General features: G+C 56.0%; 9 protein-coding genes. 2 read left to right on the plus strand and 7 right to left on the minus strand.

Features of this window, described 5'->3' with window-relative positions; all coding sequences use genetic code 11:
* Positions 1-3: 3 nt before the first annotated feature.
* The 3 genes from C1J03_RS12095 to C1J03_RS12105 all read right to left on the minus strand — a co-directional run bounded on the left by C1J03_RS12095 (position 4) and on the right by C1J03_RS12105 (position 3,904).
* Positions 4-897: a glycosyltransferase family 2 protein gene (locus C1J03_RS12095; RefSeq protein WP_114886822.1), complete on the minus strand. Its 894-nt coding sequence runs from the start codon at positions 895-897 to the stop codon at positions 4-6.
* Positions 898-903: 6 nt separating this feature from the next.
* Positions 904-1,587, minus strand: a complete 684-nt coding sequence (locus C1J03_RS12100; RefSeq protein ID WP_114886824.1) for a sugar transferase — start codon at positions 1,585-1,587, stop codon at positions 904-906.
* A gap of 97 nt (positions 1,588-1,684) precedes the next feature.
* Positions 1,685-3,904 (minus strand): GumC family protein, encoded by a 2,220-nt coding sequence (locus C1J03_RS12105; RefSeq protein WP_162798524.1) that lies wholly within the window; start codon positions 3,902-3,904, stop codon positions 1,685-1,687.
* Positions 3,905-4,105: 201 nt separating this feature from the next.
* Here C1J03_RS12105 and C1J03_RS12110 point away from each other — a divergent pair, with 201 nt between their 5' ends.
* The gene (locus C1J03_RS12110; protein ID WP_162798525.1) at positions 4,106-5,557 is read left to right on the plus strand and encodes an oligosaccharide flippase family protein; all 1,452 of its coding nucleotides are present in this window, start codon (positions 4,106-4,108) and stop codon (positions 5,555-5,557) included.
* Here C1J03_RS12110 and C1J03_RS12115 read toward each other — a convergent pair.
* Genes C1J03_RS12115 through C1J03_RS12125 form a run of 3 tightly spaced genes read right to left on the minus strand, consistent with a single transcriptional unit; the run spans position 5,554 to position 9,102 of the window.
* Complete coding sequence (locus C1J03_RS12115) at positions 5,554-6,648, minus strand: glycosyltransferase family 4 protein (protein WP_114886828.1); 1,095 nt, start codon at positions 6,646-6,648, stop codon at positions 5,554-5,556. The two genes, C1J03_RS12110 and C1J03_RS12115, sit on opposite strands and share 4 nt — an antisense overlap.
* Positions 6,648-7,631 (minus strand): acyltransferase family protein, encoded by a 984-nt coding sequence (locus C1J03_RS12120; protein ID WP_162798526.1) that lies wholly within the window; start codon positions 7,629-7,631, stop codon positions 6,648-6,650. The genes C1J03_RS12115 and C1J03_RS12120 overlap by 1 nt, the downstream gene beginning before the upstream one ends.
* 16 nt (positions 7,632-7,647) lie before the next feature.
* On the minus strand, positions 7,648-9,102 hold the full coding sequence (locus C1J03_RS12125) for a mannose-1-phosphate guanylyltransferase/mannose-6-phosphate isomerase (RefSeq protein WP_114886830.1): 1,455 nt from the start codon (positions 9,100-9,102) through the stop codon (positions 7,648-7,650).
* Between the two features lie 336 nt (positions 9,103-9,438).
* Between C1J03_RS12125 and C1J03_RS12130 the strand changes: the two genes are divergently transcribed.
* On the plus strand, positions 9,439-10,509 hold the full coding sequence (locus C1J03_RS12130) for a glycosyltransferase family 4 protein (protein WP_162798527.1): 1,071 nt from the start codon (positions 9,439-9,441) through the stop codon (positions 10,507-10,509).
* On the opposite strand, the gene C1J03_RS12135 is transcribed toward C1J03_RS12130, so the two are convergent.
* Positions 10,506-13,424, minus strand: coding sequence for a putative Ig domain-containing protein (locus C1J03_RS12135; RefSeq protein ID WP_114886832.1), 2,919 nt, complete (start codon positions 13,422-13,424; stop codon positions 10,506-10,508). The genes C1J03_RS12130 and C1J03_RS12135 overlap by 4 nt on opposite strands.
* Positions 13,425-13,429: the final 5 nt, after the last annotated feature.

The raw sequence follows: 13,429 nt of genomic DNA on the forward strand, positions 1-13,429 counted from the left end.
AAACTACAATTCCAGTATACGCTCTGGTGTGGCGCGCCCGACAATCACATCCCAGATCGCAATGCGGTTGCCCCGCGCCCTTGCGCGCCGATCGATCCAAGCCTCAGACCGCAATATCTTGGTGTGATTGGCAAGCACATTGCACATCATCAAGCGAGCCCCAAAGCGGCGTGGCAGCGAGCCTTTGCGAACCAGATAGAACACGTTCGCAATCTGACTATAGCCCAGCATTTGACCGCTGGTTTCACGCCCAGATTTAACGCCGCAATGGACCCCAATCACAGCATCCGATGTCAGTTTTTCGCCGGGCAAGCGACTGGCAAAATCCACATCTTCTTGCCAGCCGTAAAGCGGCAGACGTTCATCAAAGCGCAGAGCACCAATTGCTTTGGTGCGGTACGCCATGTTGCATCCATAAAGACCAACTTCGTTTTTTGTCGCGGTGATCGGCTTAGGGCCGGCAGACACCCTGCCCTGTTCATCATGTTCAATCAGTGTCTCCGCCTCTTTGAAACTCAGGCCGCGGCCGTTAATTCCATCGGCCAGCAAATGCCCCGAGAGACCAGATGCATCGGGAAACGCGGCAAAGCTGCGCTCGATACCGGCAAGCGCGTCTGAAGCCGGTAGATAGTCATCATCTATGAAAAACACCGCATCGCAGTCGTCTTGGACATAATCCAAGCCGCAGTTGCGCTGTTTTGGTAGGCCTTTATCACTGAACACCACCTGTACGTCTGGGTGGTCTCGGGCCAAATTTTGCGGCAGGTCTTTGGGCCGCGTCACGACCAAAAGCACCGTGGTTGGTGCCTTTGACTGACGTTTTATCGCGGGCAACACACGAGAGATGGCGGCAGGTCGGTCGATTGAACAAATAACAGCGGCGATGCGCATTGGCATGTCGGGTCAGCAGCCTGTTCTGTTTGTTACGGCCCCTGCCGTTTGGAACAGGATGCGGACATCTGACGTGAATGACACGTCGCGGGCATAGCGTGCGTCCATCTCCACCCGCATATCGTAGCTCACGTCATTGCGCCCCGACACTTGCCACAAACCGGTCACGCCGGGCCGCAAAGACAGATATGCACGTTGGTGAGTTCCGTAGCGTTCGAGCTCAGGTGCGGTAACGGGTCGTGGCCCAATCAAGCTCATTTCTCCGCGAAGGACGTTCCAAATCTGTGGCAATTCGTCCAAGGACGTTTCGCGCAAAAATACGCCGAGCTTTGTGACGCGCGGATCATTCTGGAGCTTGCTGTCTTTATCCCACGCGCGCCGCGCGGCGGGGCTCTGGCGTAGAAGATCTGTCAACTTCTTGTCGGCATCAGGAACCATCGTGCGGATTTTCCAACAAGTGAACACCTGCCCTTTGCGGCCAATCCGGCGGTGCCCAAAGAAACCAGAGCCACCTTCAAGCCGCACTGCCACGTAAAAAATCAAGATGACCGGCAGAATGATTGGCAAAAGGACGATCGACAGCACCACATCCAAGACCCGTTTGGGCGCACCACGATAGCTCTGTGCGATGCGAGCAGCGCGCGGCACCAAAAACAACGCATCTGCCTTGGGGGTGGTACTCGATTGATCTGTCATCCCGGCGTCCTATCAAGAATTTTAAACAAGTATTTTGCTTAAACTCTTAAAATTCTTTTAATCTGGACCGCTTAAACTGACCTCAACCGAAAGTTGTTCAATAATAGCTGTAATCTTGGGCATATCCACCAGGTTCAGCGGTCATATCGGCCATGCTCAGGACCAGGCCTTTGGGGGCAACTCGCACATTCGCGAGTGCGGACAACCCATCAAGGACCGCTTTGCGCGGTGTGCTGCGCCAGCGCACGAGGTAAAGCACCGCATCCGCGAGAGGCGCGATCAGCAGGCCATCTGACACCGACAAGACGGGCGGGGCGTCAATAATCACAACATCATATTCCAACTTGAGGTTGCCTATCATGCCCTTGATCCGGCCGCTTGAGATTTCATCGATGGGAAACGTCGCCTCTTTGCCGGCACTGATGAAATGAAATCCCTCGCCCTCAGGGCGCGATATCACGCAGCTGAGTTCAACATCGCCGTTAAGGTGATCAAACAACTCGTACGGAGCGTCGGCGTTCAGCGCATGACGCAAGCTTGAGCGCCGCGTATCAAGATCAAGCAACACCGTGCGCGCGCCACTTTTTGCATAGAAATGAGCAAGGGCCAGCGCCGTCGTGGTCTTCCCTTCATCAGGCACCGAGGACAGCAACAGGATACTGCGGCTTCGGGCAGGCAAGCTCGACATCAGAACGCCGCGCAATTGTCGGATCCGTTCTGCCAATAGCGAATAGGCCGGGTTGCCAATAAGATCGAGAACTTGGCGTGGTTTGGCCAGTTTATCGCGTGGCAAGGTGGCATAGACCCGTAATCCCGTCACTTGCTCCAGTTGCGCGGTTTGTAAAAAACCTGCCCCCAGCATCTGAAACATGAGCCCGACGATGAGGCTGCCGGTCAGGCCCAGTGTCGCGCCGAACGCGCCCATCAGCATTGGGCGCGGCGCCGACGGACCCGTTGGGATTTGAGCTGGGTTCACGATCTTGGCTTCGGCTCGCTGCAGCTCAACTTGCGCGCGCGTTTCGCCCAATCGCGTCAGTAGGTCTTGATAACTCTGTCGGGCCACATCCGCCTCACCCTCAAGCTGGCGTAATTGGCGCGAGGATGCTGAAATCTCGGTGGTTTGTTCTTCTAAGGCTGCGACGCTGCGGCCAAGCGAGGCCACACGCACATTCAGGACATCAATTTCATTTCGGTGCGCCTGAACGACATTGCTGACTTCTTGGGTGATGACCTTGTCATAACGCGCAAGCTCGGATGCGATATTGCGCCGATCAGGATGTCCCGTTTGCAAAGACGACGCCAGACCGGCATCGCGCTGTGCAAGCTTGTCGCGCTCTTCGCGCAAGGTGGTCAGGTAGCCTGTGCTTTCTGCTTCTGCCACCGCCAGCGGGCCGCGTTCAGCGATCTGCGCAACAATCTGACTTAGCCGAGCCTCTTGGGTCGCACGGTCAGATTGCGCCAGCGCAAGGGCCTTGTTCAGCTCCAATAATTGCTGCTGGACCGCCTCTATGGAGGTGCCTGTTTGCCCAAGCTGAAGACGTTCATACCCCTCAACTGCATGCTCCGCAGATTGCAACGCATCGCGGCGCTCGGACACTTGTGCAGCCAACCACGCCGTTGCCGCTTCAGCAGTCTGTTCGCGGTCTTTCAACTGTCCCTTAATATAAACGGCGGCCAGCGCGTTGGCGACCTCAGCTGAAAGCGCCTGATCTGTTGACTGCACGCTGATCTGGATGACGTAGGAATCCCCCAGTCGGTTGATCGACACCCCTTGTCGCAACACACTCACAATTCGGTTTTTTTGCCGCATTTCTGGAGACAGTAACCCCATTTCTGGTGCGGCATCTTGCCCGAGAATAAATTTGATGGCCCCTTTGACACGCTCAAGAGCGCCCGGTTGTTGCGTGGCAGGATCAATCGTTGCAAAGCGCGCGATGCCGATCTGATCCACAACCAATCCCATCATCGTGGAGGACCGCAGAACCGCGACTTCGCTTTCCAGGATGGAATTGTTGAGCTTTAGATCAGACACAACTTCGTCCTGCGCGGCGATCACCTGTTGTTCACGCGGATCGAGCATGATCGTTGAGACGGCCGTGTAGCGCGTCGGCTGCATCGACGTGAGAACAAAGAACACAACCGCCGTGGCGACAGTGCAGGCCAGCACAAACCATTTGTGTCGCCACGCAGCCCGCATGATCCGCCCCAAGTCCGCGCGGTCCGCATCTTGGGATGCATGCACTGTTGAGGGACGGCTCGCCTTAAGGCCAGCCCCTGCCGGTGCCTCAATTTTCCTGCGGCTTATGAACTCGTTCACGGGGTCGTTTTCTCCTGAATTCATCACATATCGGCAGGGTTTGGGCCGTGGGCTGGCCTTGTTCTTGGAAACAAAGGAACAATGTTGCTCTACGAATAACAAGCTAAAGTTGTATTTTGATATAAAATACAGCTATTAATTTAGTAGACCTATGTTGATCCAACAAAAATATCACCGGTTTTCTGGCCGAAAGTGCGTCTTTTGAAGGCGCCACACGTTGAAGGCTCGCCGGCCAGCGGCGGCATCGATGCTGCGATTTCAGTGCCGGGGCTCACCTCGCAACAGATTGCATCCTTTGTCATCACGCTCCTTGCTGCGGGCTTTCTGAGCGCTTCAGATTACGGGATCTACACCCTGGCGATCGTTTTTGTCGAAGGCGTGGTGATGCTGAGCTACACCGGATTTTTCCATTTTATTGTGAACTCCAAGGAGGACGAAACCGCGGTTCTGTCGACAATGTTCTGGATCATGTTAGGGATCGGGACGTTCGGCGGCGCGACTTTGATTGTTGCGTCAGGGCCACTTGCACGTGTGTTTAATGCCCCAGAGCTTGAGCTGGTGTTGCGGCTTTTGGGTCTTATGCAACCATTTGCTTCCGCGATTGGCTGGGCCTCGGCGGTGTTGACGCGTACCGGGCAGATGCGGCGTTATTTTTCCATTCTGATCGTCTCAAATCTGGGCGGGATGATCGCCGGCGCGATCATTCTGATCTGGTGGCAGTCGCTGTTTGCGCTGGTAGCGTACCGCGCCATTCGGATCGTGCTGGGGTTGGTGCTTTTTGGTTGGGGCGTGCCGTTTTGGCCCCGTGCAACCTTTGATCCATCTATGGCGCGCCGGGCGGCGTCTTATGCCAGCGGGCTTTATGGATCGCGATTTCTCAGCTTCTTTTCAAACTTTGGTACTGATCTGGTGTTGGCTTTTCTATTTTCCACAGCTGAATCCGGTCTTTACCGGTTTGCAAACCGCATCGCGATGGCGAGCGTTGATATCATCGGTCAGCCATTGCGAACCTATGCGCTGAAGTCCTTTGGCGAAGCTGCGCGCAATGATGCGCCACTTGCACCTATATTTGCTCGGTTCCTTGGGGCGATGGTGTTCTTGATGGGAGGATTTGCCATTGTGGTTGTCGTTCTGGGTGGCAGCGCGATCGACGCTCTGTTCAAGCCTGAATATCTCATGGCGCTTGGCGCGGTTTATGCATTGGCATTTCGGGCTGCGGCCCTTGCGGGTACCAATTTGATCGACCCGGTTTTTGCCGCGCGAGGCACTACAAAGGTCGCGCTGTATCACAACCTATTTTGGACCTTGGTGATGGTTGGCGTCATCTTGTTGGTTTCCCCCTATGGATTTGAAGCGCTGGCTGGTGCGCAGGCCGCCGTGTCACTGGCGATGTCATTGGCGGCGATCTGGGTCATCGGACGTTGGGGGCATGTGAACGTGGCTTTTGCCTTACAGCGCGCATGCATCGCGCTGATCCTGCTGTGTTTTTACGCCGGGGCTTTGGTTTTTGGCTGGTCATTGCTGCCAGCGCATATGCCCTCTGGAGCTTGGCAATTGGCTGCCGGATTTCTATTGGCCGCGGCGCTTGCGGTTCCTGCCCTATTTGCGGCCATGCGGACCAAGGTATTCAGCTTGCAGGTGTTTTCAGGCTAAGCCTCCGCCCCAGGGAACCACCGGTCCAGATGCTCCAGGGTGCGTGCGGCGGCGGCACCCCATGTAAATTGGGCCGCTCTAGCACGTCCGGCTGCAGAAAGGGCCGCGCGTCGACCGGGATCCGTGCTCAAGACACCCAACGCTTGCACCCATGCGGTACTTTGATCATGGGGCAATATCCAACCTGCACCCCCCAGGACTTCAGGCAACGCCGCACAATCTGCCGCAAGGACTGGAGCGCCTTGCGCCATTCCCTCCAGCGCAGGCAGGCCAAAGCCCTCTTGGGTAGAGGGTACACATACCGATGACGCACCGCGGTAAAGCGCTGCGAGCTCTGCGTCCGAAACAAACCCCGCGAAGATGACATTGGGGCTTACAGACATGCCTGCAGCAGCAAAGTCTTGGGCATCTGAACGGCCCACAAGGATCAGCTTGTGATCCTGTAGCGCTGGATCGGCAAAGGCCTGGAGGAGCAGTCGAATGTTTTTGTGCGGCAAGACCGTTGCCAAAGCCACAGACCACCGCGCGCCCTTGGTCAGGCTCAGGCGTTTGAGGATTGCCGCATCCGGGATCGTGTGACCCACCTGCCCCAGCCCGTTGGGCACTACGCCAATCTGGTCGGCTGCCCCAAGCCCGACGCCTAGCAGCGCCTGTTTTGAATGCTCTGATACGGTCAGCACATAATTCCCTGAGGCCGCAGCCCGACGCGCAAGTGTTTGGCGCCACATCCGCGTCGCCGCCTTGTACGAACCCGGGGTCGTAAAAACTTGAGCATCATGCAGCATCGTTACATGGCCTTTGCCCCTCATGGGCACCGTGTTGAAAAATCCCGCGATCACGCCCTGACGTGCCAGATGCAGCAGTTCTGTTTGTTCCCAAAGGATGCCGTTGCGCCTGCCGACGACCTTGACAGCAAGGCCGGTGGCACAGGCCTGTTCCTGCAGATCAGGTGGGACCGCCAGCGTTACATTCCAACCCGCTGTACCATTTTGGGTCGCCTTTGCGAGCGCACAACTCAAATCAAGCGCGACGGTATTGACTGCTGTTACTGCGCCGGCCAGAAACCGTCCGTTGATAAAAAGCTGCCGCATCACCGCCAACCCAAGATAACCGATACGCGCGTCCGCCGCGCTATTTCTGAGGCCGCAAGCGGGATGCCAACGCCCGCAGTAACGCCTAACAGGATGACTAAACTGATGCTTTCAATGCCCAGTGCGGTCAGTGTAATCCGTGCACCTGCTGTAAACAGGATGTGGGTCAGGAAAATCGGCATGCTCCGGCGCCCGAGCAAAGCGAGTATCGCGCAAATCTTGCGGCTTACCTGACGCCTTTCCATCCAATCGCATAGGCCAAGAAGCAACAAGGGACCCGCAAATAGCGCAGGCAGAAACACGAATTTCAACCCGGGAAAGCCGGTGGTCGACATTGCTGCATTCTGCCATGCAAAGGCGGCTGTTCCGAGCATCGTGATCCCGCAAATGCGCAGCATGTTGCGCGTCAAGAGCCGGTCGAGCAGCGTTTGATCAAGCTGGCTGGCCAATACGAACACACCGATAAAGCGCAGATACAGTGGGCTAGGAATGGTGTAACTCGCAACGACCAGTCCAACACCAGTCGCAAGAATGATCCAAACAGGTCGTCCGGTTAGCGCCTTCAGCAAGATCATCGCCAGAAACAAGGCATATAGAAACCACGTGACAGACGCGGGCTTCCACAACAGGGTCCATGGTGCAAAGCTTAGGAGTTTGGTGTTGGTATATTGCGAGAGGCCAAAATGAATGCCCATCAATATTGTGCCCCACAGGGCATAGGGCCACACGATCCGCACCCCAAGAATGCGCATGAATTCAGGCCAGCTTCTTTCCATCAAGCTGCGCGACAAAAAGCCTGAAACGGCAAAGAATGACGCGACATGAAACGTGTAAATGAAGACCAATAGCGCCGTCATCGGTCGGTTCCAACCTGCAAGATTTTGCGCACCATCCATCGCGTGGCCCACCACGACCAACAAAATCGCAATGCCGCGCGCGATGTCCAGCCGGGCATCACGACCCGTGCTATCAATGGGGTACATTGCGGGTTTCAGCCCTTCACCCCTTGGCACCCTGTCCACGTGCGTAAACGTCCTCGTAGCGCACAATGTCGTCTTCACCGACATAAGAACCTGTTTGAACTTCGATTAAAACCATAGGAACTTTGCCGGGGTTCACCATGCGGTGGACCGACCCAAGTGGGACATAAATAGACTCGTTTTCGGTCACCAACCGCACGGTATCATCGACAGTAACTTCGGCCGTGCCCTCAACCACAATCCAATGCTCTGAGCGGTGAAAATGCGATTGCAACGACAGTGACGCGCCGGGATGCACAACGATACGTTTTACCTGGAACCGTGGGCCCACAACCAGACTTTCGAACCAACCCCATGGCCGGTGATCTTTGGGAAAGGTTTCGGCCTGCGTGACGGCTTTCGCTTTGAGCGCCTCAACGGCCAGTTTGACGTCTTGCGCACGGTCCTTGGTTGCAACCAAGACCGCGTCATTCATCGCAACAGCAATAATGTCCGTTAACCCAATGCCAACCAATTCAACTGATTGAGACTCGGAGCGTAATAGGCTGTTTTGACAATCAATTGCTGTTGCTCCGACACTGACTGCATTCCCATCAGTGTCTTGGTTCGACACCCGCCAGATCGCGTCCCAGCCCCCAAGATCGGACCAATCCGCACCATAACAAACCACTGCAAGATCGCTGGCCTTTTCCATGACCGCGTAATCGAGCGAAATGTCCGGTGCGAGATCCCAAGCGGCTGGATCCAACCGCAAAAACCCAAGATCGTTTTGGGCACCTGCAAGGGCATCTGTGACCGGAGCCATAAGGGTGGGCGCGTGTTTTTGAAAAGCGGCGATGATGTCCTTCGCGCGAAACAGAAAAATGCCGGCGTTCCAAAGAAACGCACCACTGGCCAACATCTGCTCGGCCCGTTTTTTATCGGGTTTTTCCACAAAGCTCCGCAAAGTCACCGCTGGCGCATCCGGACCCGCTGGGTTTTCTAACTCAAGATATCCATAGCCGGTTTCTGCCCGATCAGGCTGAATGCCAAACAAAACCAACTTGCCCGCAGCGACCGCTTCAATTCCGCGTCCAAGGGCCGCGTGAAACGCTTCGGTATCGGGGATGAGATGATCTGAGGGTACCACAAGCATGATTGCATCGGGGTCCTGTGCCCACAGGAACTGCGCTGCGACTAAAACTGCGGGGCCCGTGTTGCGGGCCGCGGGTTCGATCATAATTGGGCCCGGCTCGACACCCACTGATTGCATCTGTTCGGTCACGATAAACCGAAAATCCGCATTGGTGACTACGACGGGTGGTTCAAAGTTGATCGCGCTGTCTCCACCCTGCACACGTCGCACGGTGGCTTGAAAAAGGCTCTCTTCTTCAGTGAGTTTTGCGAACTGTTTTGGGTAGCTCCTGCGCGACAACGGCCAGAGCCGCGTCCCGGATCCGCCACATAAAACGATGGGTGTGATTTTAGCGTTCATCAAGACCTGCGTCCTGACGCAGCCTCAATGACTGGCAAGTACATCGCGCAACCGGCTGGCGACATGTATAAAAATAGATTTCGCGCATTGAATGGGTCAACCTTCTGACATGTTTCAAATCTCAAATTAGATTTGCTTCCAAAACGTTAATATTTTGTAAGCAATTTTCGAGGTATCCAGAAACAACGGCAGAAACCGCGGCTCACCAAAGGGTGCCGCGCCAAGTTTGCCTAAATTCAAATGCCACGACCTATGGTGCTGCGGCACGGCACCCACATTTTCCCAACACGTCAGAGAGTCTTATTGCCAAATTTACTCCTAAATGGCCGGTTCCTCATGCGCAAAGCAACCGGCGTAGACCGAGTGGCGACAGAGTTGGCCGCAGCCTTGTTAGCGTGTGAATTGCCGGGAGTGTTGAGCGCGACCCATCCCGCAGGCGTCGTTGTCGACCAACAAGATCGACCGGACGTACTGATGAAAGCAACCGAAGTTTCGGTGTCGCGCCTAAGGGGTCAGCTTTGGGAACAAACCGCGTTGCTGCAAACCAACCCGCAAGACTGGCTATTGAGCCTGTGCAATATGGGGCCGGTGCTGCGTCGCAAGCAGATCGTCATGATGCACGACGCGCAGGTGTTTCGAGAGCCGCAGTCCTATTCGCGCGCATTTCGCAGGTGGTACAGCATTGCACAGCCTCTTTTGGCGCGAAACGCAGCGCTGGTGCTGACGGTTTCAGAACATTCAAAAAGGGAGCTGGAGGCCTTTGGCGTTGTTCCACCGGGCAAAGCGCGTGTTGTTCATAACGGCGCAGATCACATTTTGCGTGTCACAGCGGACGCCGCCACCCTGCCCCGTTTTAAGTTAATGCCGCAGGGATACATCCTCGCCATCGGCAGCTCTGCACCACATAAGAACCTCGCATTCCTTGTCAAAGCGGCACAGGCTCGCACGGATACATCTCAGCCTTTGGTGATTGCAGGTGGTGGCGATGCAGCCGTCTTCGCCGGCCAAGGAATTAGTGCATCCGACAATGTGAAAATATTGGGCCGGGTTAGCGATAGTGAACTCCGAGCTCTTTACGAAAACGCAACGGCTCTTGCTTTTCCGTCACTGACCGAAGGCTTTGGCTTGCCGCCCCTAGAGGCAATGGCCTGCGGCTGCCCTGTCATCGCATCAACCGGTGGCGCGATCCCTGAAATCTGCGGAACTGCAGCCATCTTGCTAGACCCCTATGACCAAATGGGGTGGACTGCGGCACTTAGTACTATCACATACGACCCCGCGATTAGGTTTTCCTTGTCACAGGCTGGAATAGCACGGGCGGCCCAGTTTACCTGGGCCGCCGCTGCTGAAACACTTGTGGGGTATTTGGCCGAACTTGCGCAGGCCGAGCACCCCCAGCCGGCTTAGGCAATTGCGGTGAAACCCACTGGCGCTGCAAAGGCAAACCTATCCGCTGTTCCGTGCAAAATGACCTCCGCTGCGGTGTCGTTCTTCAATTGCACGTAAGGATGCACCACTGCGGGCATTCCTGAGATATCAAGGCCTCCCGTTCCTGTCGTTGGGTCTGCACTTGCATTGGCGTTCCAAGTCCCTGATCCATTGCGCCGCGCCCACAACAGTTTGTTCGGCACGTCCACGGCGAATTGAACTATATCCCCGTCGGATACGACGTTACCCGGACCCATATTGGTGGTTCCGCCGCCATGTATGAACAAGACGCCAGACCAATAGCACCGCGCCGTGTGATTGGGCCCACCGCTGATATAGTTCACGGCATCATTTGAGACGCCCGCGATGTTTAGGCCGTTCACGGCTTCCAGTTCAAAGTAAACCTTGCCGCCCAAGGGATCGACGCCGCGTGAGTGTCTGGCTCCGCTTATGTTGGCATTGGCCGATATCGTGCGATCGTTGTCGCTATATGCAACCTGTTCGGGTGCGGGGGAATTGATGGTGCTGTCCCATCCGGCAATCGCACCCGGAAGTGGCGCGTCTTCAACAGCGCTTGTTTGCGCAGTCAACACTGGGATGCTGTTGCCATTCCCATTTGATGCCACCACCTGCACGCTCAGAACCTCACCAATAGCTGCTGCGCCAACAGTTAGGTTCGTGCCAGTTTCGCCAGGCATAACGGTTCCTGAAGACAACCATTGATACGCGTATCCGGTTGGGGCGTTTGACCAACTGCCCGTTGATACCGCAAGCGTATCGCCAACCAGTGGTGCGGTGTTGTCGATAACCGGCAGGCCGGTATTCTCAGGAACACTTGCATCAACGACCGTCAGTGCAAATTCTGGTAAGATCGCCGTGTCCCCAGCGGTGTCGGTCACCCGCAAAGATATGGCGTTTTGCGTTTCTTGCGCCGCCGGGGTGCCACTAATCTCACCCGTTGTAGGGTTTAACCCAACGCCCTGCGGCAGTACCCCTCCCATGATATCAAAGGCATATGGGGCACCCCCTCCAGCCACCTGCGGCGCAAAGCTATAAGGATTACCCATCGTTAATGCGGTGATTGGCGTACCCGTGATCGCAAGCGGCGCGGTCTGATTTTCCACAAAAAACACTGCAGCACGTTTGAAGATAACCGTGACCGAAGCCCCCACGTCGACGCTCACGGAAACCCGTACATCAACCTCGGGCGTTGCGGTTGCGAATGGCGTCTCGGCTGTTCGCACCTGCAATATTCCCGGCTCGGGCATATAAAGGCTGTTGGCGGTGATGGTCGACGCTTGGCCGACCCCCGCCACATAAACACACCGCAACCCGGTTGAGCCTGCAACAAGTTCAACTTCAGCCGCTAAACCGTACACATCCCCCGCGCTGGCCGCTATCAGTGTATCGCGGTGGATTACATTTAGGGTTGTTGGTTCGGCTGCATTTGTAATCATCGCGACCAGTTCGCCGCTCGCATTTTTGGACATTGCCCAATCCGCTGAACCGGTTCGCGTGACGTCCCAATTGCTTGGGATAGCCCCGGTGATCCCAGCAGCGACGGCCATCCGGCTGCCTCCAAATACCCCGTCAGCACCCAGAATATTATTCGCGGTGTCCAGTACATTGCCAGATATCAGCGCCTCAAACACCTCCAGTATTTTCCCAGATAGCCATCTGGAACCAAGATCATTTGGATGGCTCTGATCATTCTTCATCGTATAGGGGTTGAACGCGTCTGAGCCAAAGGCTGCCGCCCCTGTCAGCGCACGGTTCGCCTCCCCAATATCAATGGCATAAAACCCAGCATGCGGCGCAACAACATAATCCGTTCCCAGATAAGACACCGTACCGCCACGCTGATACGCGCCCGCCCATGCCGACAACGCATCCTTTTCGGCGTCGTTGCCGTAGCTGCTCTCGTCCGGCAACGTTGGCACCGCGACCACGACGGCCCCAGCGGCACGCAACTGGCCATAGATGGCCTCTAGCCGTGCGATGATTTCAACGAAACTGTCATCTTGTGTGGATTGATTTGCCCCAATCGGTCCCATCAAGACAATTGTCTCATTGGGAGCGATCCGGCTCAGAACCCCAGGCAGGCCTGCAAGGATAGCAGTTGCCGCTTCGCCTCCAACGGCCTGTTGGTAGTCTTGTGGAAACCTCACCAAGCCACCAAGCCTCTGTTCCAGAATCGACCGCGTGCCAGGCATATAGGCCATCACGCTGTCGCCATCGATAAACAACCGGGGCGACGCGGGCCCTGCATTAAACGCAACCATTGGCACAATCGCCACCGCGTTGAGCGCAAATTGCGCATCAACATGCCCCCCCGCATTGCTGGCCCGTACGGCAACCATAAAATTTCCCTCTTGGGTACTCGCGCCAGACAACAGCCCCGTGCTCGACAAACTGATCCCGTTGGGAAGATCGATTGAGCCCGGCACCCGTTCAAAAACAAGGTCATCCCCGATAAACCCAAGCGACAGGTCCTCAAAAACCGGCGCAGCAACGTCGACGGTTACGTCGCTCAACCCACCCGGAGCCACAGTCGGACTGTTAGGTGATCCGGGGTCCGAGGGCGCTATGGACGCACGGGCCATGATGCTTCCGTATTGCGCCAACTCAGGATCCCCGCCGTCCCGCAGCCAAATGTTGTACCGGCAGGTCTGACCTTCGGGCAAACTTTCCAATGTTTCGGCCGAGATCACAAATGGCCCCAGTCCAGAGACTTCAATCAAGGGATCTTCATCTGGCTCTAGTGCCATCGTGATAATGATCTCAGCGCTTGATGTTTGATCATCGATTTCAAACCGCAATGCCTCGCCGGCAAAGAAGTGGATTTCGGACGACTGAACAGTTGGTTGCACCGCAACAGAAATGGTCTGAAGCATAATTG

Source organism: Sulfitobacter sp. SK012 (assembly GCF_003352085.1).
Classification (GTDB): domain Bacteria; phylum Pseudomonadota; class Alphaproteobacteria; order Rhodobacterales; family Rhodobacteraceae; genus Sulfitobacter.